The sequence below is a fragment of the Pseudomonas sp. UBA4194 genome (assembly GCF_002379585.1).
GTDB lineage: Bacteria > Pseudomonadota > Gammaproteobacteria > Pseudomonadales > Pseudomonadaceae > Aquipseudomonas.
The window spans coordinates 75,078-100,707 of sequence record NZ_DFUE01000030.1; the positions used below are offsets into that span (position 1 = coordinate 75,078).

At 59.0% G+C, this 25,630-nt stretch carries 22 protein-coding genes; 12 read left to right on the top strand and 10 right to left on the bottom strand.

Annotation, left to right across the window (positions count from 1 at the left end; translation table 11 throughout):
* Nucleotides 1–250 precede the first annotated feature (250 nt).
* Genes B3397_RS08625 through B3397_RS08665 form a run of 9 tightly spaced genes read left to right on the top strand, consistent with a single transcriptional unit; the run spans nucleotide 251 to nucleotide 11,071 of the window.
* Nucleotides 251–1,537: an OprD family porin gene (locus B3397_RS08625; protein WP_296249156.1), complete on the top strand. Its 1,287-nt coding sequence runs from the start codon at nucleotides 251–253 to the stop codon at nucleotides 1,535–1,537.
* A 41-nt stretch (nucleotides 1,538–1,578) separates the two neighbouring features.
* A complete protein-coding gene (locus tag B3397_RS08630) occupies nucleotides 1,579–3,309 on the top strand; it encodes an ABC transporter permease (RefSeq protein ID WP_296249084.1) in 1,731 nt (576 codons plus the stop codon).
* 2 nt (nucleotides 3,310–3,311) lie between these two features.
* Complete coding sequence (locus tag B3397_RS08635) at nucleotides 3,312–4,391, top strand: ABC transporter ATP-binding protein (protein WP_296249086.1); 1,080 nt, start codon at nucleotides 3,312–3,314, stop codon at nucleotides 4,389–4,391.
* The gene (locus B3397_RS08640) at nucleotides 4,391–5,479 is read left to right on the top strand and encodes an ABC transporter substrate-binding protein (protein ID WP_296249088.1); all 1,089 of its coding nucleotides are present in this window, start codon (nucleotides 4,391–4,393) and stop codon (nucleotides 5,477–5,479) included. The genes B3397_RS08635 and B3397_RS08640 overlap by 1 nt, the downstream gene beginning before the upstream one ends.
* A 34-nt stretch (nucleotides 5,480–5,513) precedes the next feature.
* Nucleotides 5,514–6,494: an ABC transporter substrate-binding protein gene (locus tag B3397_RS08645; protein WP_296249090.1), complete on the top strand. Its 981-nt coding sequence runs from the start codon at nucleotides 5,514–5,516 to the stop codon at nucleotides 6,492–6,494.
* A gap of 29 nt (nucleotides 6,495–6,523) precedes the next feature.
* Entirely contained in the window at nucleotides 6,524–7,678 is a 1,155-nt protein-coding gene (locus B3397_RS08650; RefSeq protein ID WP_296249091.1) for an acyl-CoA dehydrogenase family protein, read from the top strand.
* A gap of 9 nt (nucleotides 7,679–7,687) precedes the next feature.
* Nucleotides 7,688–9,016 (top strand): LLM class flavin-dependent oxidoreductase, encoded by a 1,329-nt coding sequence (locus B3397_RS08655; RefSeq protein WP_296249093.1) that lies wholly within the window; start codon nucleotides 7,688–7,690, stop codon nucleotides 9,014–9,016.
* Nucleotides 8,970–10,358, top strand: coding sequence for an MmgE/PrpD family protein (locus tag B3397_RS08660; protein WP_296249094.1), 1,389 nt, complete (start codon nucleotides 8,970–8,972; stop codon nucleotides 10,356–10,358). Before B3397_RS08655 ends, B3397_RS08660 begins: the two co-directional genes overlap by 47 nt.
* Nucleotides 10,355–11,071 carry an SDR family NAD(P)-dependent oxidoreductase gene (locus tag B3397_RS08665; protein WP_296249096.1) on the top strand — a complete coding sequence of 239 codons (717 nt, stop codon included), beginning with the start codon at nucleotides 10,355–10,357 and terminating at the stop codon, nucleotides 11,069–11,071. Before B3397_RS08660 ends, B3397_RS08665 begins: the two co-directional genes overlap by 4 nt.
* Nucleotides 11,072–11,210: 139 nt before the next feature.
* On the opposite strand, the gene B3397_RS08670 is transcribed toward B3397_RS08665, so the two are convergent.
* Entirely contained in the window at nucleotides 11,211–12,119 is a 909-nt protein-coding gene (locus B3397_RS08670) for a LysR family transcriptional regulator (RefSeq protein WP_296249099.1), read from the bottom strand.
* A gap of 84 nt (nucleotides 12,120–12,203) precedes the next feature.
* On the opposite strand from B3397_RS08670, the gene B3397_RS08675 reads away from it, so the two are divergent.
* The gene (locus B3397_RS08675) at nucleotides 12,204–12,719 is read left to right on the top strand and encodes an SRPBCC domain-containing protein (protein WP_296249101.1); all 516 of its coding nucleotides are present in this window, start codon (nucleotides 12,204–12,206) and stop codon (nucleotides 12,717–12,719) included.
* Nucleotides 12,720–12,736: 17 nt separating this feature from the next.
* On the opposite strand, the gene B3397_RS08680 is transcribed toward B3397_RS08675, so the two are convergent.
* The 5 genes from B3397_RS08680 to B3397_RS08700 form a co-directional block, all read right to left on the bottom strand.
* Nucleotides 12,737–13,741 carry a 2-hydroxyacid dehydrogenase gene (locus B3397_RS08680; protein WP_296249103.1) on the bottom strand — a complete coding sequence of 335 codons (1,005 nt, stop codon included), beginning with the start codon at nucleotides 13,739–13,741 and terminating at the stop codon, nucleotides 12,737–12,739.
* A gap of 96 nt (nucleotides 13,742–13,837) precedes the next feature.
* The gene (locus tag B3397_RS08685) at nucleotides 13,838–14,512 is read right to left on the bottom strand and encodes a DUF3313 domain-containing protein (RefSeq protein WP_296249105.1); all 675 of its coding nucleotides are present in this window, start codon (nucleotides 14,510–14,512) and stop codon (nucleotides 13,838–13,840) included.
* A 36-nt stretch (nucleotides 14,513–14,548) separates the two neighbouring features.
* Nucleotides 14,549–15,454: a transporter gene (locus B3397_RS08690; protein WP_414704364.1), complete on the bottom strand. Its 906-nt coding sequence runs from the start codon at nucleotides 15,452–15,454 to the stop codon at nucleotides 14,549–14,551.
* An 82-nt stretch (nucleotides 15,455–15,536) separates the two neighbouring features.
* A complete protein-coding gene (locus B3397_RS08695; RefSeq protein ID WP_296249107.1) occupies nucleotides 15,537–16,994 on the bottom strand; it encodes a DUF1254 domain-containing protein in 1,458 nt (485 codons plus the stop codon).
* Between the two features lie 10 nt (nucleotides 16,995–17,004).
* Nucleotides 17,005–17,796 (bottom strand): hypothetical protein, encoded by a 792-nt coding sequence (locus B3397_RS08700; protein ID WP_296249110.1) that lies wholly within the window; start codon nucleotides 17,794–17,796, stop codon nucleotides 17,005–17,007.
* Between the two features lie 537 nt (nucleotides 17,797–18,333).
* Here B3397_RS08700 and B3397_RS08705 point away from each other — a divergent pair.
* Nucleotides 18,334–20,289 carry an alkyl/aryl-sulfatase gene (locus B3397_RS08705; RefSeq protein ID WP_296249112.1) on the top strand — a complete coding sequence of 652 codons (1,956 nt, stop codon included), beginning with the start codon at nucleotides 18,334–18,336 and terminating at the stop codon, nucleotides 20,287–20,289.
* Nucleotides 20,290–20,301: 12 nt separating this feature from the next.
* Here the strand turns inward: B3397_RS08705 and B3397_RS08710 are convergent, their stop codons facing one another.
* The 4 genes from B3397_RS08710 to B3397_RS08725 form a co-directional block, all read right to left on the bottom strand.
* The gene (locus B3397_RS08710; RefSeq protein ID WP_296249114.1) at nucleotides 20,302–22,359 is read right to left on the bottom strand and encodes a pyridoxamine 5'-phosphate oxidase family protein; all 2,058 of its coding nucleotides are present in this window, start codon (nucleotides 22,357–22,359) and stop codon (nucleotides 20,302–20,304) included.
* Nucleotides 22,360–22,386: 27 nt separating this feature from the next.
* Nucleotides 22,387–23,013 (bottom strand): glutathione S-transferase, encoded by a 627-nt coding sequence (locus tag B3397_RS08715; RefSeq protein ID WP_296249116.1) that lies wholly within the window; start codon nucleotides 23,011–23,013, stop codon nucleotides 22,387–22,389.
* A 236-nt stretch (nucleotides 23,014–23,249) separates the two neighbouring features.
* Nucleotides 23,250–24,146: a LysR family transcriptional regulator gene (locus tag B3397_RS08720; protein ID WP_296249119.1), complete on the bottom strand. Its 897-nt coding sequence runs from the start codon at nucleotides 24,144–24,146 to the stop codon at nucleotides 23,250–23,252.
* Between the two features lie 117 nt (nucleotides 24,147–24,263).
* On the bottom strand, nucleotides 24,264–25,031 hold the full coding sequence (locus B3397_RS08725; protein WP_296249120.1) for an SDR family oxidoreductase: 768 nt from the start codon (nucleotides 25,029–25,031) through the stop codon (nucleotides 24,264–24,266).
* A gap of 144 nt (nucleotides 25,032–25,175) precedes the next feature.
* On the opposite strand from B3397_RS08725, the gene B3397_RS08730 reads away from it, so the two are divergent.
* Nucleotides 25,176–25,583, top strand: a complete 408-nt coding sequence (locus B3397_RS08730; protein ID WP_296249121.1) for a winged helix-turn-helix transcriptional regulator — start codon at nucleotides 25,176–25,178, stop codon at nucleotides 25,581–25,583.
* Nucleotides 25,584–25,630: the final 47 nt, after the last annotated feature.

Here is a 25,630-nt window from a genome sequence, read left to right on the forward strand (position 1 = left end):
GAGCGGTGTATTGCCGCACATTTTGCCTCAAAGCCCCAACGCAGGCTCCTGCAAAAAAAGCATATGCTCAGAATAAATTAACATTTCATAAAAAAATTAATTTTATCTAGAGTCTCCTCCTGCCGCTTATGGCACGAGACCTAATTGGCTAATTCGACAACGGAACGCTCAGGTCAACTACCCACCAGGAAGTTGGAGTTATCCGTTGAGCAAGTATTTACCTGCGGCGATTTTTTCCGGAGCCGCCGTCATGGGTGTCAATGCACCGCTTCATGCTGCCGGTTTTCTGGCTGACAGCAAAGCTACGCTAGAGCTGCGTAACTTCTACATCGACCGCGACAACCGTAGCGGGGCAGCCGCACCCTCGCGGCAATCCGAATGGGGACAAGGCTTCATTCTCGATTACCGGTCAGGGTTCACCGAGGGGACCATCGGTTTTGGTATCGATGCATTGGGCCTGTTGGGTGTTCATCTGGATTCAGGCAAAGGTACCCACTACAACCCCACCAGCAGCAACCGAGGCGGTCAGGTATTTCCTACGGGCGATGACGGTCGAGCGGTAAACGAATTTTCCAGCCTGGGACCCACTGTCAAGGCGCGTGTCAGTCGCACCGAGCTCAGGCTGGGGACACTTCGCCCTACGCTGCCGGTGGTGACCTACAACGATGGCCGCATGCTGCCGCAAACTTATGAAGGCGGGCAGATAACCTCTCGTGAGATAGATAAGCTCACATTGACGGCGGGCAAGCTCACCCAAGCCAAAGGGCGAAACTCTACCGACAATCAGGGTCTTTCGATCCTGGGCGCCAACAACGCCCGCACCGGCCAGTTCGTGAACAGTTTCCTGTTCGCCGGCGCCGATTACGCTGTCTCCAAAGATCTCACGGCCCAGTATTACTACGGAAAACTGGAGGATTTCTACGTCCAGCATTTCGTTGGCCTGACCCATCGCGCCCAGCTGCCAGTGGGAGCGCTGAAGACCGATATCCGGGGGTTCATCAGCGACTCTACAGGCAAGAATGCGAGCCAGGCCGGACGGTCGCAGGGCTACGTCAGTAACGGCTATGGCAACTCTGGCGAAGTGGACAATCGGGCCTGGAGCGCCGTGTTCACCTATTCGCTGGCGGGACATTCGCTGGGGCTGGGTTATCAGCGCCTGACGGGAAGCAGCGATACGCCATTCATGACCATGGGTGATGGCGTCCGCGCCTATCTCACCACCGACCGCAGCCTCAATACCTTTCAGCATGCTGGCGAGCGGACTTTGATTGCGACCTATGGCTACGACTTTGCCAGCGCCGGATTGCCGGGGTTGAAACTGTCGGCCGACTACCTCAAAGGCACCGACATTGCCACCGCCTCGGGAGCCGCCCACGAGTGGTATCGCGGCACCTCACTCGAGTACACGGTGCAAACGGGTTCGTTCAAAGGGGTCAATCTGATCTGGCGCAATGGTTCGTTCCGCTCGGCGTTGAGCGGTACCCGGGACGTTGACGAAAGTCGGGTGATCGTCAGCTACACCCTGGCCCTGCTCTGACCGTCTCAGCCCTTATCACCCGCCTTCAGCGAGAGCTCCCGATGTCAATCACCAAACCCGTCGCATTGCGGCAAACATCATCCCGTCAGACACGATACCTGACGCTCGAGGGTGTGCTGTATGGCGTGTTGCTGGTGGGTTTCCTGGCGCTGACGCTACTGCCTTTGCTGGCCGTGATACAGGGCAGTTTCGAAAGCCAGATCGAGGGAACGCAGGGCTTCACACTGCAAGGTTGGCAGGCGCTTTTCAATGAGCCGAGAATCCTGACTGCACTGGGCAATACGCTGGGCCTGACGCTGACCAGCCAGCTGATTGCCATGCCGGTCAGCATCGGCCTGGCCTGGCTATTGGGTCGTACCGACTTGCCAGGTCGCGGCTGGCTGGAGTTCGCATTCTGGGTATCGTTCTTTCTGCCGGCGCTAGCCGTGGTGCAGGGCTGGACGCTGCTGCTGGACCCTAATAACGGGCTGCTCAATCGCTGGCTGATGCAGGCTTTCGGTCTGAGCCAGGCGCCGCTGGATATCTACAGCTGGGGCGGGATCGTATTCGCCCATCTGGCGACCACCACTGTTTCGGCCAAGGTCATGATGCTCACGCCCGCATTCAAAAGCATGGATGCGCGCTATGAAGAAGCCGCACTCGTGGCTGGCGACAGCCGCTTCAAAGCGCTGTGCAGAGTGACCTTGCCACTTCTGAAACCGGCGCTGATCGTCACGGCAATCATGGGTGTGATACGTGGCCTGGAATCGTTTGAAATCGAACTGGTGCTGGGTGCTCCCAAGCGTATTGATGTCTACAGCACCCTGATCTACGACATGACTCGCTACGACCCGATCAATTTCGCCAGCGCCTTTGCCTTGGGCATTCTGATCGTCGCGATCATGGGGCTACTGGCTATCGCTTCACGCAGAAGCACTCGCCAAGGTCATCACGTGACCGTCTCCGGCCAGGCCAAGACCGCGGTCATGAACCTGGGTAGATGGCGCTGGCCGCTCGGCCTGCTGGTGGGGCTGTTCGCGTTGTTGCTGACCGTGGTGCCGCTGGCGTTTCTGGTCACCAGCAGCCTGATGCGCCGATTCGGGTTTTTCAACCTGGATGAGGTCTGGACGCTTGAGCATTGGCGAAGTGTGGTGGGTGACCCGAGCTTCACGGATTCGGTCATCAATACCCTCACCATCGCTTCGGGTAGCGCGGCCTTCGCGGCAACCCTGAGCCTGGTGGTGGCCTACACCATCGTGCGTTCCCGGCGTGCCGGGCGGGCCCTGCTTGAGTTCGCCGCCTGGATTCCGTTCAGCATTCCCGGCGTACTGGCCTCCCTGGCGATGCTCTGGCTGATTCTGCACAGCGGCATTGACTGGCTATACGGCTCCACCCTCAGCCTGGTGATTACCGTTGGCCTGGCGTCGGTCACCTTGGGCGTGCAGTTGATTCGCAGCCAATTGTTGCAGATCAATCGCGAGCTCGAAGAGGCCGCGTGGGTCAGTGGCGCACCGCCCTGGAAATCCGTGCTGACCATCGTCATTCCGCTGTGTGCCCGTTCCATCGTAGTGGTTGCGGTGATGGCGTTCGTCACGGCTGCGCGGGACATCAGCCACCTGGCACTGCTGGTCAGCAGTGACAACCGACCGCTGTCGATGCTGCAACTGGAATACATCGCCGAGGGCCGTAACGAGGCCTCTGCAGTGATTGGCGTGATCATCGCGCTGATCGCCATCTGCGCCGCACTCATCGCTCGCCGCCTGGGCTATCGCCCCGAAACCAGACAGGTCTGATCATGCTGGAAATTCGTCATATCGTTAAATCCTTCGAAGGCAATCGAGTCCTCGACGATCTGTCGCTGGATATCCGTCAGGGCGAGATTTTTACGCTGCTGGGCGCCAGCGGCTGCGGCAAGACCACCTTGTTGCGAATCCTCGCCGGCCTGGAAAGCCCGGATGAGGGAGGGCTGTATTTTCACGGCCAGCCATGGGTCGACACTGCCGCTGGTACCTTCTTGGTGCCGCAGAAGCGGGGGGTAGGCCTGGTGTTCCAGAGCTATGCGGTGTGGCCGCATCTGAGCGTTTTCGACAACGTTGCCTATCCGCTGCGCAACCAGAAAGTACCCAAGGCACAGATCCGCGAAAGAGTGCTGGGCATACTCGAGACCGTGGGGCTGGGCGGCTATGACCAGCGCGCAACCCACCAGCTCAGTGGCGGGCAGCAACAGCGCGTGGCGATGGCGCGCGCACTGGTCGGCGACCCCGCGCTGTTGCTGCTCGATGAACCCTTCAGCAACCTGGATATCGGGTTGCGCAAGCAACTGCGCCACGAACTCAAGGATCTGCAGAAACGTCTGGGTCTGACGGTCGTGTTGGTCACCCACGATCAAGACGATGCCTTTGCACTATCCGACCGCATCGCGGTGCTACGTGCTGGTCGCGTCGAACAGATCGGCAGCGCCGAACAGATCCATGACCAGCCGGCCACATCGTTCGTTCAGCAATTCGTCGGCAGAGGTACGCAACTTCAGGGTCGGCTGCTGGACGGTGGCAATCGAGCCAGGCTTGCCAACGCCGTGGTCGATCTGGCGCAGCCGCTCGTACAGGCGGTGGACTCACCTGTGACCTTGTGGGTACGCCCCGACGCCGTGGCACTAAAACCTGCGGGTTCACGCCCAGGCGATGAGGTGCGTGCCCAGGTCACTCACAGCATTTTCGCCGGTGATCGCTACGAGACCCACGTCCAGCTCGAAGACGGTCAGCAGCTCATGGCGTATCAGCCACGTAACCATTGCAGCGCGCCCGGGACCTGGGTCGACGTCTTTTTCTCCTCCAATCCACACGCCAGCCTGCTGGCCACTCAGGTGTCATCTTGATGAAATCGATCAGCCGTACATGGGTACTGGGCAGCGCCATTCTTGCCCTGTCGCATATCAGCGTCAGCCACGCCGAAGACTGGAATCAGGTGGTGGCCGCGGCGGAAAAAGAGGGCAAGTTGACCCTGCTTGGCCCGGTCATCCAGCCTTATCGCCAGGCTATCGAGCAGTTTCAGGCCGCTTACCCGAAAATCCAGCTGCAATACACCGGCGTAACCTCGCCCGAGTTCGAAGCGCGTATCCGCAATGAGCGGCGGGTGAATCGATACCTGTGGGACGTCACCGTACTGGGCTTCAGTGGTTCGACCTTCACCCAGCAGTTGCCTGATGGCTGGTACGACCCGATCCGGCCATTGATCGTCAAACCCGAAGTCCTTGCAAACGAGCATTGGCTGGGTGGCTTCGCGGCAGGCTTTCTCGACAACCAGCAGAAGTACATCTACGCCTTCCAGGCTGGCAAGCAGAACAACGTCAACATCGACCGCACTGCCGTTCCGGAATCCGAACTCAAAACCCTGGACGATCTGCTTGATCCGAAGTGGAAAGGCAAGATCGCCATTCTCGACCCGCGCACCCGGGGCAGCGGCCACCTGATCACGTTGCTGCAGACTACCCTGGGTACGGAAAAAGCTCAGCAGTTTCTTACCCAGCAACAGCCGGTGATTGCCGCAACCAATCGTCAGCTGGCTGACTGGGTTGCGCAGGGCGCCTATCCCATCACTTCCGGGCTCAGCCCTTCCGAGATCGCCAGCCTCAAGGAGCAAGGACTGGCCCAATCGGTCGAGGCGCTGAAAACCCCACCTGAGCAAACGGCCTGGACACCGGGTTGGGGCGCAATTGCCTTGTTGCACAAGCCGCCTCACCCCAATGCTGCAAAGGTGTTCGTCAACTGGTTCCTGTCGCAACCTGCTCAGGCGGATTGGGCCAAGCGGGGTTTCGTCAACTCACGGCGCACCGATGTTGCTCCAGGCTTGCCGGTAAGTGCGTTGACGGCGGAGGCGTTCGAGAAAGGCCTGACCTTCAACTCCGAAGCCAACGCCGGCAAGGCCCAACAGGCCACGGAACTGGCCCAGAAGGCGCTGCAATGAATGCGCAATTGAGCATTGCCTCGCAGGCGGCGGCATGAGCCAGTCCACCGAATTGAGCATTGCGCTGGCCAACTTCGATCGGCACTTGCCGTTCTTTCTTGGCTGGCTGCCCACATCGGAAGGTTTTCATCTAAAGGCACTGGATGTCGGCATGAGCCCGCCGGGCCGTGATGGCGGTGATCGTCATGGGCGCATGCTGCGTGACCGCGAGTTCGACATCGCCGAGGTGTCACTGGCCTCTTATATTCTGGCCAAGGCGCAGGGCGCGGCCTTCACCGCCGTGCCGGTATTTCCCAGGCGCCTGTTCAGTGCCAATCATATTTATGTGAATACGCGCTCCGGCATCCAGACGCCTGCTGATTTACGGGGTCGGCGTATCGCTATCCGTGGCTGGCAGGTGAGCCTGTCGGTGTTGGCCAAAGGCGATCTGAAAACCCGCCATGGTGTCGACTGGCAAGACATCGACTGGGTGGTTCAGGACGCCGAGCAGGTCGCGCTGAGCGACTCACGCCTGCGCTTGAACCGAATGCCTCAAGGCACCAGCGGCGCAGAGTTGCTGCTGTCCGGTGAAGTCGACGCCTTCATTGATCCCAAGCCTCCCCGAGCGATCCTGGACGGGCAGGGCGGGGTACGTAACCTGTTCGCCGATCAGCGTCGTGAATGCCTGGATTACTTTCAGCAGCGCCGGTGCTTTCCCGCCATGCACCTGCTGGTCATTCGCGATGACGTTGCGCGACGCTTCCCGCAACTGCCGGCCTACCTGATGCACGCCTGGGACGATGCCCAGGCCAAGACCCGGCAGATCTACGAAGACTACGCCTATACCAGCATGCCGCTGGGACGACTGGCCTGGGAGCAAAGCCAGCGGGATTTTGGCGATCGATTGTTCCCCGCCGGATTACAGGCCAACCGCGACAACCTTGAGTGGTTCATCGATTACCTGGTCGACCAACTGCTGCTGCCTGAACCTGTCGCGGTTGAGCAGCTTTTCCACGCCTCGGTTTTGCGCAGTTGATGCGCGCCCTTTCATTTCTGGAGACACCCATGTCTGAACACCTGCAATTGCGCGATGCCGTGCCGCAGATCCTCGCGCTGGCTGAAGAGATTCGCGAAGAGGGCGCTCGTGCCGACCGCGAAGGCATCGCGCCCAAAGCCAGCCTCCAGGCTCTGCATGCCAAGGGCCTGTTGCATGTCACGCACTCGGCGGCCCTGGGTGGCCCGGATGGCAGTCTCAAAGGGACGCAGCCTGAGCTGTTTCTGAACATGCTGCGCACTATTTGCCGTGCCGACAGCGCCACCGGGCATTGTTTCCAGTTGCATAACCATGCGCTGTGGCAGCTGGAGGCGGTGGGTACGCCCGAGCAGATCGAACTGTTCGTCAAACCGGCGCTGGAAAAATTCAGCATCTTCTCGGCAGTGGGCAGCGAGCCGGGCCGGATCAATATGTATGAGATGAAAACCCGTGCGACCCGGGTCGACGGCGGCTGGCTGGTCAATGGAGTGAAGAATTTCGTCACCAACGGCACGATTGCAGACCTGATCATCACTTCCGTGGCGCTGGACGGCGTTGAGGGGTATCTGGATAACCTGCAAATGATGCTGATCACCCCTGACATGCCGGGCGTCTCCTGGGACGATGCGTGGTATCAGCCCCACGGTATGCGTGGCGCGCGCAGCCCGATCATGCACCTGAACAATGTCTTCGTGCCGGACAGCCATCTGCTCGGCGAGCCAGGTGCCTTTGCCCGCCAACGCTGGCAGGGTCGTTTCCACCTGGGCTTTGCCGCCAATTACCTGGGCACCACCGAGGGTCTGTTCGATTGGTATCTGGACTATCAGCGTGGTCGCAACAAGGGTAACGACCCTTACACCCAATTGCGGGTCGGTGAGGTGAAAATGCAGATGGATGCCGCTGCAGCGATGTTCGACAGTGCCGTGCAAGGCTGGCGCAGTGCCGATGTGGTTCAGGCCGAGCTGCGCTCCATGAGTGCCAAATCCACGGCTGCACGCACCGCCTTCAACACGCTGCAAAGTGTGCTGTATTCGGCGGGCGCCACCGCTCAATTCGAAGAACATCCGCTGGGACGCACTGCGCGCAACATCGAGACCTTCGTGGTGCATGCCGGCCATGACCGCACGGCGCAAATCATCGGGCAGGCGCAGTTAGGCGCCACCTTCGATTCCACGCTGCAGCGTTGAGGAGACATCATGCGCCGTCAATTGCGTTTGGGGTTGTTTCTTCAGGAAACCGGTCACCACATTGCTGGTTGGCGCGCCCCTCAGGCCGCAGCGGATGCGGGCCGAGACTTTCGCCACCAGGTTGAACTGGCCCAGCTCGCCGAATCCGCACTGTTCGATCTGTTGTTCATTCAGGACTCCTATGCCATGCGGGGCGCCAACGACATCAATGCGCTGCAACACACGGCGCGCTCGATTCATTGGGACCCGGTCACTGCGCTGTCCGCGCTCGCCATGGTTACCCAACGTATCGGGTTGATCGGGACCGCCACCACCACCTACAACGAGCCTTACACACTGGCGCGTCATTTCGCTTCACTGGACCACATCAGTCAGGGTCGTGCGGGCTGGAACCTGGTCACCTCCAACAACGAGGCAGAAGCCCTCAACTTCAGTCGCGACCAGCATGCCGTGCATGGTGACCGCTATGCTCGTGCCGAGGAATTCCTCACCGTGGTCAAAGGCTTGTGGGATACCTGGGAGGACGATGCATTCGTTGACGACAAACAGGCAGGGCAGTTCTTCGACCCTGCCAGGCTTCATGTATTGAATCACCAGGGCGAGCATTTTTCGGTGAAAGGGCCGATGACCCTGGCACGTCCACCCCAGGGACACCCGGTGCTGGTCCAGGCGGGCTCGTCAGACACAGGCAAACGGCTCGGTGCAGCGACCGCTGACGTCATTTTTACCGCACAACAGACCCTCGAAGCCGCTCAGCATTTCTATGCCGACATGAAGGCCTTGGCCGCCCAGGCGGGACGTGATCCTGATCAGCTCTTGATCATGCCGGGTCTGTTACCGGTGGTTGCCGCGACCCAGGCTGAGGCCGAAGCAAAGTTTCAGGCGTTGCAGGATCAGGTACTGCCGGAGGTAGGTCTGGCGACCCTTGCGACGACCTTGGGCGAAGTGGATCTGAGTGGCTACGATCTGGACGGACCATTACCCGAGCTATCGGAAGCCAACGGCCCGAAAAGCCGCCGTCAACTGCTGATCGATATGGCGCGTCGGGATAACCTGACCATCCGCCAGCTCTACCAGCGAGTGGTGGGCGCACGGGGGCACCTGACCATTGTCGGCACCGCTGAACAGGTGGCTGATGTGATGGAACGATGGCTGCTGGAAGGGGCTGCCGATGGTTTCAATATCATGCCCGCGGAGTTACCGCTGGGGCTGAGTGATTTCACTGAGCGGGTGGTACCTGAACTGCAACGCCGCGGACTGTTCCGCACTCACTACCAGGGCAGTACGCTGCGTGAGCATCTGGGGCTGGCGCGACCGAGCAATCAACATGCCCGCTGATACGATCACCCGGCAAATCGCCCTCGCGGCATCAGCGCTTGCCTATGGTGACATCCCGACGCCAGTGCTCGACAAGGCCAAGCGACTGATAGCCGATACCTTGATCGTTGCCGCCGCGGGCAGGAGTCAGGCGACCAGCGTCGCCATGGGGCGCGCGGTAGCGCCGTCATCCGGGCAGAGTCGGGTGTGGTTTGCCGACCGGCAGCAAACCTGGTCGGCCATGGACGCTACGTTCTTCAACACTCTGCATGCCGCAGCGCTTGACTACGATAGCCTCAACGGTGCCGTACATGCGGATCTGGTCACGCTGCCAGCGGCTTGGGCCATGGCCGAGCAATACGAGTGCTCGCCGCGAGAGCTGATCAGGGCGTACGTCATTGCAAGCGAAACGGTCAGCCGCTTGGCGCGCTGCGCAACGGGTATATCCAAAGGGTGGTCGGGTACGTCCATCTACGGACCTATCGGTGCAGCACTGGCCAGCGGTTTGCTGATGGGGCTCGATGTTCCTCGTCTGACTCACGCGCTGGGGCTTGCGGCGTCACAGGCTGCTGGCACGCAGCAGGCCAATATCGAGCAAACCCTGACCAAACGGTTGCAACCAGCCCTGGCAGCTCGCAGTGGTGTGTTCGCTGCATTGCTGGCCGAGGCCGGGGCAACCGGGCCAGGTCAAGCGCTGGAAGGCAAGTTCGGCATGCGGGCCTTGTACCAGCCCGGCGACGATCAGAACGTGCTGGCGGGCTGGGGGCACGACTGGCAATTGCTCGATACTGCCGTCAAGGGCTTTCCGGTGTGTGCATGCAGCCATGCGGGGATTCAAGCGCTGCTTGATCTCCGAGCGCGGGTCGGATTCAGCGCGGACCAGGTAGAGCAGGTTGTGGGGATCATTTCGCCGTTCATGCATCGGTTGGTAGGCGGCGACTTCACTGTTCAAGGTGATCTGCAGGTGGTTGCTCAATTCAACCTGCGTTATCACCTTGCTAGCGTGCTTTTACGCGGCCCCATCAGTTTGAACGACTTGCAACCCGATCGACTTCTGGATGACCAGATAAAGGCCATGATCCCGCGCATTCACTTGCAAATTGACGTCGAAAATCGCCATGAGTTGGCGCCGGCGAGCATCCGCGTGACGCTGAAAACAGGTCAGGTATACGAGCAGATCTGTCGCGCCCTGCCTGGATCGCCCGAATCGCCGCTGTCTGCCGAGCAATGGCGAGCCAAGGCCCGCGCATGTGCGGCACTTGCTGAACCCAGTATTGAACAGGCGCGTTTGGCTCGATTCATCGCCTCGCTGGAAAGGCTGGAGGATTTGCCCACCATTGAGACGCTTTGGAGCGATGTATGAAAGATCTGGCTCGGCAGGTCATTTGGGTTACCGGCGCCTCAGGTGCATTAGGGCGGGCTGTCTGCGAGCGTCTGCATGGGCTGGGTGCTCAGGTGATCGTGAGTGGGCGGAACGTGGACACCTTGCCGATCAGTCGCTCACGGGTGCAACGCCTGAGCCTGGATGTGACCGACACACAGGCGGTCGAGGCGGCAGCCCAGGCAATTGTATTGAAGCACGGCCGGATTGACGGCCTGGTGACCTGTACCACGACCCCGCGTTTCGGCGACTTCCTGACGCTACAAGATAAGGACTGGAGCGAGGTACTAGACACCAAACTGATGGGTTCAATCAGAGCTGCGCGGGCTGTGATCCCGACGATGATCAGTCAGAAGGGCGGCAGCATCGTGTTCATCAGTGGTCGCGGCGGCACCGTTCCTCCCCCTCGGCATTTACCCGGCGCATGTGCCAATTCGGCATTGAATTTACTGGCCCAGGGCCTGGCTACTGAATACGGCGAGCATGGGATTCGCGTCAATGCGTTGGCCCCGGGCCCCATCAAGTCGCCCAGGCTTGAACTGATGAAAGCTGGGGTAGCAAACGCCCGCTCTGCGCTGGGGCACGCAGGAACACCTGAAGATGTTGCTCACGCTGTCACTTTCCTGCTCGGCCCGGGGGCCATGCATGTAACGGGCATATGTTTGCCGGTTGATGGCGGGCGAGCTAAATCGTAGGGCTGGGCGCTGCAGAGGGCGACCTTCATGGTACCTCCGGTGGTGTATTGGAACATTGTTCGCCCGCTGCTCTCATGATGCATGGATCCTTACTGCTTGCTTAAGTCGCCTTCGCCGAGCGGCGCCCACACTAGCGTACCTAGTCGAGTGTTCTGCACGTGTCTATCAGCAACGTTCTCAACCATCGTTGGGCAGGATCATGGTGCGTGCGTTCATGCCAGGCTACGGTCTTGCTGAATCCGGAAATCTCGAGAGGCGGGTCAGTTATCGCTAGGCCGGTAATGTTCTTCGCCAGCCGGTGCGGTACTACGGCGATAAGATCGCTGGCCTGCAAAATTTCCGGAAGCACCAGAAAGCTTGTCACCGAGACCATCACTCGCCGCGACCTGTCGACTTGAGCGAGGGCCTGATCAGTCACGCCCTGGAACGCTCCGCCTGAGGGTGAAACGAGGACGTGATCCAAGGTGCAAAAACGATCCAAGGTCAAAGCCTCGCCTGTCGCGTCAGGGTGATCTGTGCGCATCACACAAACATAGCGTTCGTTGAATAACGCTTCCGAGTGCAGCATTGCCCCTGTGCTTTCAGGCGTCAGTAGTGCGAGATCGACTTCCCCCCGCTCGAACTGGGTCGTCAGTTGCAGAGTGTCGATCGGTTTCACGGCAACCCGGATATTTGGTGCCACTACTCTTAGTGCACTCAAGAAAGGCACTACTATGGCTTTCAAGGCATAGTCGGTTGAGGCAATAGTGGTGGTCATACTCGCCGTGGCTGGGTCAAATGCTTGAGGCTGCAGCATTTGTTCGATGTCACCCAGCAGTTGCTTGACCGGGCCCGCTAGTTCCACCCCTCTCAATGTTGGCACCATGCCTCGCTGTGCTCTTACAAACAGCGGGTCGCCAAAGCTTTCACGCAGGCGAGTGAGCATCCCGCTGACGGCAGGTTGAGTGAGGTGTAACCGTTCGGCCGCGCGGGTGACGCTGCGTTCGTCGAGGAGCGCATCCAATGCCTTGAGCAGATTGAAGTCGAGGTTCCTGATATCAGATTTCATGATGCTCAAAATAAAATATGACGATTGGCGTTATTTCAAGTTAGCACGGACTATAGGGTGATTCCATCAAGCAGAGTGCCTGGCATGAACGAGATTTTTTGGCCCGAGGGTTTTCTTCCGGGCTTCACCGAAAACTTTGTCTCTAACGAAATGATTGTAGCGGGCATGAATGCTGCCGATATCTGGCCACTGCTGAGCACAGCGACGCTCTGGCCCACGTACTATGCCAACTCAGCCAACATCCGCTTTCACAATGCTCAAGGGCCGCAATTGGAAGTAGGTGCGCGGTTCTACTTCGAAACCTTTGGTTTCCCGGTAGAAGCGAAATGTACCGAGTATGTTCAACCTATGGATGGTCAGCCTGGTCGGGTGGCTTGGCACGGTTGGGCAGGCGAAGGCGAGACTCGTATAGACGTACATCATGCTTGGCTGATCGAGGACTTATCAGACGGTCGCGTTCGGATCCTCACGCAGGAAACTCAAAAGGGCTTACCCGCTCAAGACCTGGCAAGGGCCAAGCCCAACCCGATGATCAACGGTCACCAGGATTGGCTAGATGGGATGGTCGGCGCGGCACGGCAGGCCAGCGAGCGTCGCTGACAACACGGGATGGGTTGCTAGACCTTCGAACAGATGTTCTCGCACACAGCACCTTGTACGTAGCAACTCAGGTTATGCAATGTGGTACTGGCTATCTGCTCCAGCGCCTCCTGAGTGAAAAATCCTTGGTGCCCCGTCACGATGACATTCGGGAAAGTGGTCAGGCGCAGGAAAATTTCATCGTCAATATAGGCATTGGAGTGGTCCTGAAAGAACAACGAGCTTTCCTGCTCGTAGACGTCGATGGCCAGTGCGCCAAGGTGGCCGGATTTCAGGGCGTCGATGACTGATCGGGTGTCGATCAGCGCGCCACGTGACGTGTTCACGAGCAGGGCCCCCGGTTTCATTCGGGTTAACGTTTCAGCTGAGATCAGGCGATAGGTTGCATCCTTCAGCGGGCAATGCAGACTGACGATGTCCGATTCGCCAAGTAGCTGATCCAGGCGAGCATAGTGCCCAAGCTTCATGAAGTCCGGCGTTTCGACAGGATCATGCGCCAATACTCGGCAGCCAAAGCCCTTAAATATCCGAGCAGTGGCAAGGCCGATCTGCCCCGTACCGATAATCCCCACCGTCTTGCCATGGAGGTTGAACCCTAACAACCCATCGAGCATGAAGTTTCCTTCACGCACCCGGTTGTAGGCCCGGTGGGTATGCCGATTCAGCGTCATCACCAAAGCCAACGTATGTTCGGCCACCGCCTCAGGGGAATAAGCGGGCACGCGGGATACGTGCAGCCCCAGCGCCTGCACGGCGGTCAGATCGACATTGTTGAATCCGGCACATCGCAGCAGCACCGCCTCCACGCCATACTGCTTCAGCGTCCGCAGAACCTTGGCGTCCAGCTGATCGTTGACGAATACACAGATGGCATCGAAGCCCTGTGCCAGCGCAACAGTGTCGGCGTCGAGGCGGTCGGCGAAGTAGGTGATCGCCCAATCTTTATCGGAATGGTCTCGATGCAGGACTTCTTCGAAAAACCTTCGATCGTAGGGCTGAGCGCTGAAGAGGGCGATCTTCATGGTACCTCCGGTGGTGTATTGGCAGATTGTTCGCCCGCTGCTCTCATGATCTATCGATCCTTACTGCTGGCTCAAGTCACCCGGTTTACAGGTCCGCTACTTACCCGTTTTGAATTTCTCGTAAGTCAGGCGCATGTCGCTTGCCCAACCGTCGAGTACTGGCTTGACGTCATAGAGTGTCAGTTGCGCCTTGTCGTTCTCCAGAGATTTACCGCTACCTTTGCGAACCACCTGAGCGAGCACCTCGTTCGTGGCCGCGTCCAGGAATGCAGATTCGGTGGCGATCTCGACGCTTTGGTCTCGCCCGCCGGCTGCTGTATTTACGGCGGCGGCCACCAACGCGACCGGAATCACCTCATAGGCCTTCAGGCGCTCGGTGCTGGTCGATACAGCGGTGATGGCAGGTCGAACGGTGATGGTGTTGGCGCCGGGACCCTCCGCCAAGCGCATGTTTTTACCCAGTTCGCGTTTGAGGGCCGTGTCGTAGTAGCGCGTGATCGACTGCAGGGTTTGTGCTGAGATCACCGCTGTAGGTTGGGGTTTGGGATAGAGCTGACTGGGTTCGATGTACACCTGCGTGTATTTATCCAGCTTGATGTCCGGATCGATCCAGCGCATCACTGGCGCGCCGCTCACGCTTTCATCAGCCTTGAGGCGACTGTAATCCTTGAGAAATCCAGAGTAGTGACTGGGGTCGACCTGCGTACTGGCGCAACCACCCACCCCCAGAATGGCGGAACACAAGAGCGTTTTGAACGTCAGCGTTCTCATAATGATATCTCGTCAGATGCGGTTGGCCTCGATGGCCTACCAGGCGTATTGGAGTCGGAGCGTCCAGGTATTCACGTCAGCAGAGCCGGTACGTTCAGACACTGTGTCGGAATAGGCGATGAGCCCACCGAACTGCGGTGACAGCATGAAGCCCATGCTGGCTCCCAGTAGCGCGTTCTCCTGTTTGTTGTCTTGCCAATCCCCGTCAATCCTGGTTTCGCCACCCCGATTGTAAGTGGCATCAAGAGAAGCCCAGAGTGCACGGTTGAAGGTGTAACTGAAGTGTCCTTCAACGCCGTACAAAGGCTTCTGCTCGAGTGTTCGGTTACCTTGGTAGTCGTCGTTGTCCCCGTAGAGCGAGACGTAACCGTTCAGTTCAAGCCAGGTCGGGCCGATAGGCGTGCCAAAGGCGATCTCCGGTTTGAAGGCCCAGCGGTTTGACCCAATGTTGATGACTCGGTCCTTGTCGTAGTCGCCCGTTGGTGCCGTGACCCAGAGTGCGCCTGTCATAAAGGTCTCAGGCGTCCAGTTCGCGAATTCTTCCTTGGTCAGTGCCGGGCCCCCGAATAGGTTGTGCACCAGCACTACTTGCGTATCGGCCATTCCGCCATTGTGTTTGGTGCCATCGAAGAACCGCGCGTTATCGAAAGACGCGGAGATATCAGCGTATGGCTGCAAGATCTGGATAGCACTGTTGCGCCCATCGATAGCGAAAGAGCGGGCATAACGCGCAATGTAGAGATTTGCGTTCAGCGAAAGCCCGTCAATGGGCAGGGACGTGTCGATCGGCGTGTTGGTATCGATACGGTTGTAATACCCGAACACCATGTTGAGATCAGTCGGCAGGTTCTGCCAGTCCCTGGCATTGTCAGCAAGCGCCAGCATGGGCGTGAATGCCAGGGACGTCGCCCCGAGAATGGTTAATCTTTGAAATCCGAGCATCCTGTCGCTCCTTATCGCGGTGGCCCACGGGTAGTAATCGTCACTCATCGCTGTTCTCGGTGGGCTAACCGCCATCTCCTGTTCAGTTCACGGGCGTGATGTCATCAAGCTTCCAGCTCTTGTCGAAATAGGCTTCGGTCGGTGCATACAGGCGGAAGTAACTGAACCAGTGCTTGCCAGGCACGGTTTGAACCCAGTTCTTCTCGAATCCTTCGGGCGCCTCAGGGCCGAAATACAGATCCACCGAACCGTCCGGATTTTTCTTCAGGTCCTGACGGGACGACAGGTCCGCTTTTCGTTGGGGATTGTCGATCAAGCAGCGGGTGTCGGTGTCATAGACGGTCATCGACCAGAACTGCTTGGCGGGCGGATTAGCCCCTACATGCAAGCGATAGCTTCTGCCGCCATCGAGCCACTTTCCGTCCTTGTCCGTGTAGGCACCCAGATAGGTCTGGCCCAGACCAGGCGTTTTTGAAACCATGCCCTTGGTGTTGGTCACAGCCTCATAAAACCAGGCACTGCGTTCCCAAAGCTGATCGTAGAACGCCACTCGCTGTGAAGGCTCGGCAATGTTCAGCACTGTGTCCCACTGGCGATCTGGCCAGAACTGGGCGCCAGGGAACCGCTTGGCAAAGGTGTTGGCCTTCGCGATCAGCTCGCCCATCTGCGCGCCTTCTTCCAGCGCCTTTTTCTGTGCGGGTGTCGGCTGGAATGGCTTGTCCTTCTCTATTCCCAGACTCGCCAGCATGGCCATGTAGAAGCGGTCTCGTTCATTCACCGGCTCTTTCTGGATGATCTGGTGCAGACGCTCCCAGTACGCCATGCCACGAGGTTGCGTGCCCGACCAGGCTTTACCACCCGGAGAAAGCAGCTTGGTTTTGCTCGGCTCCGTGCGATTGCTGTACGGGTACATTTTGAACTGCTCAACCAAGGCCTTGCCTTTGGCAGGGTCAGGATCGAGTACACGGAACCCCACCAGCACATTCATGGTTTCCGAATGGGCGATGTAATACTTGTCGGCATCGGCGGGGGGCTGGGCACCGGGTGGCAACACCAGATACTTTCCACCTTTCCCTTTATCAGGCCCAGTTTCGCCCATGTCGATGATTGCACGCTGCCAGAAATCGCCGACGCCTCCGGCGGTAGGTCCCGGTGGCAGTTCAATCACCAGCGGGCCCGTTTCGTTCAGATCCACGAATCCGAGAATGTAGGGCGTCGTCGCATTGGCTGTGATGACGCCCAATTTGTCCTCGTAACTGGTCAGCACCATCAGGTCGCCACTCTTGGCGCCCAGTTTGGTTTGAAACTCCCCTTGCCACTGTGCGTAGGAAACCAGCGGCAATGCCCAGAGATAGCTCTGGGTGGCTTGCTGGAAATCCAGCTCCGAGTAGAGTTTGGCGATGGACTCATGGGCCGGAAGTTCTCCCTCCATTGCCACTGGCCCAATACGGGTGTCCAGCGTCTGAGCCTGGGCGGCCAGGCCGCAACTGACGGCCAGGGTAAGAAGTGTGCGGCCAGCCAAGCGAACAAAATGATCCATACAAAGCTACCTATTTACCAAAGGTGACGTTGATACCTGCAAACACTGTGAACTGCGGCAAACCATCGCCTTTGCGCTCGACTGTCCACTGAGGTTCAACGAATGCGTTAAGAATATTGGTTCCGGATTTCCATGCCTTGCCCACCCCAAGTCCAATCGGGATGTAGTGGGTGTCATTTTTCAGGTCGAAGGTCCAGGTCCCGGTCGAGCGCAGGTACCACCCCTTGGGAAGGTTGTGAATGATGAAGGGTTGGAAGGTCGCGGTTTCAACATGCTGACGATCACTGTCGCCGGCAAACGAGCTCTGGTATTGCACCAGTCCGCCCAACAACCCCCGGGGTGAAGAATCGATTGCAACGGCTGCAAGCCCCGCCTGCCATTTACCGGTACCCAGTTCATCCTGAGCAGCAGTGGGCGCCGTTATCTGCGGCCCGATCCCGAGCTGAACGCCCTCGGTCTTGAGCAGGAATATGTCGAAAAGGTTGAGATCGCCGATGCCGGTACTGTAGCCGCCGTGTGGATCGGGACGGGTACTGATCGGGAGTGTTGCACGAAGGATTTGAGGTACACCGATGAAGTCCCCAGGGGCGACGGGGAGTGTTCCTCGTAGCAACGCATCGTTGGTATGCACGTTGGTGTCATAAAGCTTCGGGGTGTAGTAATCCTGCAGGTTGGCCCCCGGTGCCAGATTCAACGGGTTGTTACTTTTGTTGGCGGTGTCGGCGTTGTCCGCATTGGCGCACAACGCTAGCGGAGCAAGAGCTGTCATAAGGACCGCTCTACCAAAGTGTAGCCTGCTCATGATGTTGTCCCTAATTATCAACCCAAGCATGGAGCCCGCTTGCAAATCCTCATGGGCCATTGAAAACTAGCAGAGGCTGTGGAAACCGCCAGAGCAAAAACAACATTTGATATGGGACTTTTGTCCACCCATGAAAGCGTTATAAATCAATCCGTGCTTATAAACCTAAAAGCTGGCGAGTTTCCCGAAATACTCTGGTAATACTCATTGGCCACTATTCGGATGCTGCGTAGCTCGTCCATTTGCTTCCAAAAAAATATCTAGTATCGATAGCAAACATTCGCTTCAAGGCTATGCTCCCTATTGCCGTTTCCGGCCTATACACCCCTCTTGGCTGCACAAGGACGTCGCATGCATGCACTCAAGCCCATTCAAGGCAGACGAACGTCCTTCGAAGAAACGGCATTGACCAAGATCGTTTGCTGTCGATGAACCGTCCGACTCGGGACGAGCGCAATATCATTGCAACGCCTTGCCAATTGAGTAGACCTCGCCGAGCAAACATGTAACTCACTGCATGACACAGGAGTGTTTTCAATGAAGTTAAGTTATCCGTTATTGGCCTTGGCGATAGGCCTGAACAGTGGTCTTGCATTGGCTCAGGTCGAGCCCAAAGAAGCGAGTGAGCAAACCCGCCAGGCCAACGCTGCGGTGCTCAAGGAGTTGCCGTTCGCCGATAAACAGGATTTCGAAGATGCCAAAAAAGGTTTCATCGAGACTCTGGTGCCGATGACGATCAAGGACGCCAAAGGCGAGACCTCCTGGGATCTGACCAGTTACGACTTCATCAAGGGAGAGGCCCCCGATACGGTCAACCCAAGCCTGTGGCGCATCGCCGAACTGAACATGAACAATGGCTTGTTCAAGGTCACGGACAGGGTTTATCAGATTCGTGGTTTCGATCTGTCCAACATGACCATCATCGAAACGGACAACGGCCTGATTGTGATCGACCCGCTGGTGACCACCGAGGTGGCCAAGGCCGGCCTCGATCTTTACTACAAGAACCGACCGAAGAAACCGGTGGTGGCGGTGATCTATACCCACAGCCATGCGGACCATTACGGCGGCGTGAAAGGGGTGGTCAGCGAAGAAGACGTGAAGTCTGGCAAGGTCAAGGTCATCGCGCCGGAAGGTTTCCTGGAAGAGGCCGTGAGCGAGAACGTGCTGGCCGGTAATGCCATGAGTCGTCGCACGCTCTACCAGTACGGCGCATTACTGCCCCGCAGCGCTCGCGGCCAACTCGACGCTGGCTTGGGCAAGACCACCTCATTCGGCACTTTCACTCTGATCCCGCCCACCGACACCATCACCAAAACCGGTGAGACACGCAACATCGACGGTGTCGATCTGGAATTCCAGATGGCGCCGGGCACCGAAGCGCCGTCGGAAATGCTCATCTGGTTCCCGCAGTTCAAGCTGCTGAACACCGCTGAAGATGCCACCCATACGCTGCATAACCTCTACACCCTGCGCGGCGCGCAGGTGCGCAACGCAGCGAATTGGTGGAAGACTCTGAATCAGGCGATCAACACCCATGGCGATAAGGTCGAGATCGTCATCGCCCAGCACCACTGGCCGATGTGGGGGCAACAGCGCATCGTCAATTTCATTGCCGATCAACGGGACATGTTCAAGTACATCCACGACCAGTCTCTGAACCTGGCGAACAAAGGCTTCACCATGACCGAGATCGCCGAGCAACTGCAACTGCCCGACAGCACCGGCAAACAGTGGCATAACCGTGGGTACTACGGCTCGGTCAACCACGATGCCAAGGCCATTTACCAACGCTATCTGGGCTGGTACGACAGCAATCCCGCCAACCTGCACCCGTTGCCTCCGGCAGAGGCAGGCAAAAAATACGTCGAGTTCATGGGCGGCGCGGACGCGATCCTCACCAAAGCAAGAACCTCGATAGCCCAGGGCGATTATCGCTGGGCCGCAGAAGTGCTCAAGCATGTCGTATTCGCTGATCCGGGCAATCAGGAGGCGCGCAATCTGCAAGCCGATGCGTTCGAGCAACTGGGTTACCAGACCGAGAACCCAACCTGGCGCAACGAATACCTGATGGGCGCGTACGAGCTGCGCAATGGCGTGCCGAAAGTACCCGGCATCAGCACCTCCAGTGCCGACATGGTGGCGGCCATGAGTCCCGATCTGCTGCTCGACTATCTGGGCGTTCGCATCAACGGCCCCAAAGCCATCGGCAAGCACCTGCAGCTGAACTGGAAGCAGCCGGACGGTGTGAACTATGCGCTTGAGTTGCGCAACGGTGTGGTGATTTACAGCGCCGACAAGGTTTTCGACAAACCTGATGCCACGCTGACTGTGGACAAGCTTGGCTTTGCTGGCCTCATGATGGGTGGATTGACGCTGGACCAGGAAGTCAATGCGGGTAAAGCCAAGGTCGAAGGCGACGCCGGCAAGGTCAGTGAGTTGCTGGCATTACTCGATACGTTCCCGACCATGTTCGACATTGTGACCCCCTGAAACCCGTTCTTGCTAAAGATCAAGCACCAGAGGCTGTTGAGCGCCTTCGACCACTGCGGGTACAGCGCAGCAGATCAGCACATTGTTGCCGTCCGGCAATTGCGCCGGTGGGTTGGTGTAGTGCACGGCGCCGCTGATGAGCCGCACGGCGCAGGTTCCGCACGAGCCACCCCGGCAGCTGAACTCGGGGGAAAGACCGCGGCTTTCCGCCAGTTCCAGCAAGCTGCCGCTGTCGAGCTTCCAGCGCGCCTCGGTGGCGGACGCCGAGAAATACACGGGCACCGGCGCCGTCGCCGCCGGTGGCTGTGCCAACGTTGCTGGTGGTTCGGCTTGCGACCGGCGCAGCGCCGACGGGCCGAATGCCTCGGCGTGGATGCGCTGATCTGGAATGTTCAGCTCACGCAGGCCGTCGTACATGTCCTGGAGAAAACCGCCCGGGCCGCACAGGTAGAAATCGTAGTCATCCAGCGACAGTCGCGCCTTGACCTGGGCGAAGGTCAGCCGGCCTGCCACCTGGTAGTCACGGTCAAGCTGCGCCTCGGCACTGGGATTGCTGAGGACGCGGTGGATGTGCAGCATGGCGTCCGAGTGCTGAACCAGTTGCGTCAGTTCCAGCTGAAAGGGCAGATCTGCCAAGGATCGGGCGCTCTGAAATAGATGGATGGTGCGCATAGTGCGGTGTTGCCGGTTTTGCGCCACCAGCTCCCGGACCATCGAGATCATCGGGGTGATGCCCACACCCGCACCGATCAACACCACCGGTCGCAGGTTGTCGTCGACCAGGGTAAAGCTGCCCACGGGTGGCCGCACCTCCAGCATATCTCCCACCTGCACATTCTCGTGCAAGTGCTGCGAGGCACCGCCCTGCAATTTCACGCTGATGCGGATATGCCCGTCGGAAGGTGCGCTGGAGATGCTGTAGGTTCTGACCAGAAGCTCGTCATTACTGACCGCGATGCGCAGGGGCAGGTGCTGGCCTGGGGCAAATGGCACCACGACACTGTCCTGTGGTTCGAGATAAAACGAGCGGATATCGCGGCTTTCCTGTTGTACTCGCGTGACTCGCCATTGCTGCCATTGCCTACGCTGTTCGAGCTGCCGCATGCGCTCCTCGGCTTCCTTCCAGGTGCCGGTCGCCAGGCTGGTGGCCGCGTAGTCGTGGAATTGCCAACGAATGGCCAGGGCGGCCGGGCGCAGCACCACGTGTTCGACCTCGACGGTGAAGAGGCGCTCGGCCCCTTCAAAGGCTTTGATCATGGGGCTGTCCAGCAGCAGCTCGGTACGTCCGCTCAGTTGCAGCATGTCGCCGGTCGCGAAGTCGATGAAGAGCAACCCGGCGACGGGGTTGGTTTGCAGGTTTCCCAGCGTGTTGAAGAACAGGTTGCCGGCGTAGTCGGGAATGGTCAGCCGATTGCCGTCGACCTTGACGAAACCGGCACGTCCGCCGCGATGGGATACGTCCACCGATCGGTGGTGGGCATCATGATCGACGTAGCTGGCGATGAACAACGTGTCGGCTGCGCTGATCAGAGCGCTGGTGTAATCGTCCAGGCCATTGCAATCCTGGCGGGGTGCCCGCTGGACGCTGGTCTCGGCCACCCGTGTATAGGCGCGCTCCTGGATGTATTTGGGGCAGTTGCCGTAGGAATGTTCGACCGATACTCCAAGCCCTTGCGCTGAAGCGCGCTGGATGACGCCATTGACGCGATTGCGCCGACGAGTATGCAGCTCGATGCCCAGCATACCGATAGCATTGCCTGCCTGCAGGCCTGACGCGGCAGGGTCGTGCGGGTCGGGTTGCACGGCAAGCAGCAAGTGCCGCGGGTCGGCAGAGGTGACGAACCCCTCCGTTCCTTCAAGCAAGGTAGCCCAAGGCCGACCGTGGTTATCCACCGCGCCCACCACCATGAACGGCAGCTGGGAATAGAACTCCCGGTGCTGATCGGGCATGTAGTCGCGAATGACCTTCTGCCCGATCACTTCCATACGATCCGAGGCGTAGACCTTCTGCTGAAGTAACTTCTCGCCAGCATGCCAGGGGGAGATACGGTGCTTGGGCAGATGATCCATGGCGGGCGCTCCTGGGCGATACAGGTCTCAGTTGGCTTGCAAACCCACGGCAGTGCGCTGCATGGGCACAAATCCAGGCAGTGCCTCCACACGTTGCAGCCAGGCCCGCACATTTGGATACGGCGCCAGCGATACGTTGCCCTCGGGTGCGTGGGCGATGTAACTGTAGTTGGCCACATCGGCGATGCTAGGCTCGCTTCCGATCAGGAATGGGCTGTCGCTGAGTTCGGTCTCCATCACCTTTAGCAGGGTATGCGCACGGGCGATGACTTCCTCGGCATTCAATGCGGCGCCAAATACCGTGATCAGCCTTGCGGCGGCAGGACCGTAGGCAACCTGGCCGGCCGCCACCGACAACCAGCGCTGAACGCGCGCTTCAGTGATGGGGTCCGGTAGCTGCCAGCTACCACTGCCGTATGTCTTGGCGAGGTAGACCAGGATGGCATTGGAATCACTGATCAGCGTGCCATTGTCGTCAATGACCGGCACTTGACCAAAGGCGTTGATAGCCAGGTACGCGGCTTTCTTGTGGTCACCCTTGGCCAGGTCGACGAACACCAGTTCGGTGGGCAGCTCCAACAGCGACAGCAGCAGCTCGACGCGGTGGGAGTGGCCGGAAAGAGGGTGGCGATACAGCTTGATGGGATTTGCCATGGTGCAGGCTCCTTGTTGTTTGGGCATGGGAAACAACGCAGCTGCAAACCCCGGTGGCGGTTATTACGTTGGTGGAGCGATAGTGCGCTCATCCGCAGCCGGGTAGAATCACCGCGCCGTGCAATACATAATTTCGTTTTCCTGAATGTGGACAGTCATCGGCGACACACCGCCGTCGAGGCCATCGCGCCGCGCCACTGGCTGGCATGTCCGGGCCTCACAGCGGCGGCCCACGCCTATATCACCGGGAAAGCTCGTAGCGCCGAATCCGCCGCGAGTCGCGCGGAACAATAATCAACGAAAGTACGTACCTTGGCCGATATCCGCTCGCCGCTCTGATACAGGATATGCACCGGCAGCACAGGTGTCTGATAGTCCTTGAGCAGGATTTCCAACTCACCTTTCGCGACCGAGTCGGCCACCTGATAGGAGAATGCCCGAGTCAGACCCCAGCCCATTGACGCGGCCTTGATCGACGCATGATTGGAGTTGACGACCATCCGCGGCGAGGGGTGTAGCGTCAGGGTCTTGTTGCCGACGGTGAAGCGCCAGTCAGTGAGCAGGGCACTGGCCGACGACATCACGATGGGGAGTTTCATGACATCCGCAGGTTGCACAGGCCTGCCGACGCGATCGAGCAACGACGGCGCAGCACATACGACCATAGAGACCTGTCCGACCTTTACGGCCCGCAGGCTGGTATCGGGTAACTCACCTATCCGTACGGCGACATCGACGCCTTCGTCCACCAGGTTCACCAGGCGATCCACCAGCAGTGTGTTTACTGTCACCTCGGGATGGACCGCCAGATACTCGGTGATCAGAGGTATCAGGTACTGTTCGCCAAACATGACCGATGCGGTCACTGTCAGGTCTCCGCGAGCTCGCATACCGCTTCCGCTGGCGAGCTCCTCAGCCGCCTCGACTTCGAGCAGGATGCGCTTGCAGTCCTCTACATAGCGCCGTCCAGCTTCGGTCAACCGTACACTTCGGGTGCTGCGTGCGAGCAGCAAGACGCCCAAGCGCTTCTCAAGACCCGCTATCACACGGGTGATACTGGGCGGCGACATCCTCATCAGCCTGGCGCCGCCTGCAAAGCTCTGCGCCTGAGCGACGGCCAGCAGCACCTTCATTTCCTGAAACCTATCCATGCTCACCGCCAGTTCGCCCAATGTATTTCGCCGCTGTCCACTTAGCGATTGCAGATAGCCTAGTTGGGATTGTGGGTATTGGTTAGGGTTTGATCTGGCCTACTCGCCGACTCGCGCTGCGACCATCTGGTCGTTGAAGTGCCTGACGAACTCGGCATACCCGCCGTTGGCTTCGGCGAAGCGCAGCGGCTTGACCCGCTCGACCAGGATCTCTTCAGCGTCAGGTGAGTTCTGGAAGATGTTCATGACTTCCTCGATGAAATCCCGCAGCGGCATGGCGTGGGGATCGTTGAGTTGACGATCGCCCATCAGTTCGGTCTGGACGTAGGGCGGTACCAGTTCATGGACCTTGATGGCGGTGTCTTTCAGTTGGTAGCGCAGCGACTGGCTGTAGGAGTGCACGGCGGCCTTGGTAGCGCAATAGCTTGGGGTCAAGGCAAGGGGCACGAAGGCCAGGCCGGATGAAACCGTCACCACGGCTGCATGCGGCTGCTTGAGGAAATGCGGCACCAGCAGGCCATCCAGACGGATGGGGCCGACCAGATTGGTGGCGACGGTGACCTCCAGTTCCGTGGCGCCCGATTGAAGGGATTCTCCGCGCATGATGCCAGCACTATGGATGACTACATTGAGCTTCGGGTAGTCGACGATCAATCGCTCGGCGACTCGTTTCGAATCGTCGGCGTCACTGGTATCGAGTACGGCGTAGGCCATGCCCGGATTGGCGTCCACCACCTGCTTGAGGACCGACTCGCGACGCCCGGCGATGATGACTTGATTACCCAAGCCGAGAAAGGCTTCGGCGAGCGCGCGGCCGATGCCGCTGCCGCCGCCGGTGACCAGGATCGTATTGCCTGTGGTTTCCATTGCGTGTCTCCCGTGTGATCCCAACGATGACGTACCCCGTACGGGGCGACTTGCCCTACCATAGGACCGATAGGGGCGTTACGGAAGTAGGCGCCTGAAAGTGCTGTACTTACCAAGCGGAAACCATGGCAAATGAGCGACCCGATGCAACCCACCACACGCCCTCCGCAATGGCCCCATGGCGGCGATGCACGGGACCCCGAACTGGACGAGCTGGTACGCGAGATCATCGGCCGCATTGCTGACAAGTGGACCATGCTGGTGATCGAGGCCCTGGCTGAACACGGCTGCCTGCGGTTCACCCAACTGACGGCCAAGGTCGGCGGCGTCAGCCAGAAAATGCTGACCAAGACGGTGCGCCAGATGGAGGCCGATGGCTTGCTGGTGCGAACGGTGTACCCCCAGGTGCCGCCAAAAGTGGAATACCGCCTGACGGAGATGGGTATGAGCCTGGGGGAGGCGTTCTGCGGCGTGTGGTTATGGGCAGAGCGACATCGGCAAAGCATCGAGGCGGCCCGGCAGGCTTACCAGGCGCGTCTTGGTGAGGAGTGAGCGTATTGTGATTTGCGGTCAGGGCGGGGGGATGGCCAGATTTTGGG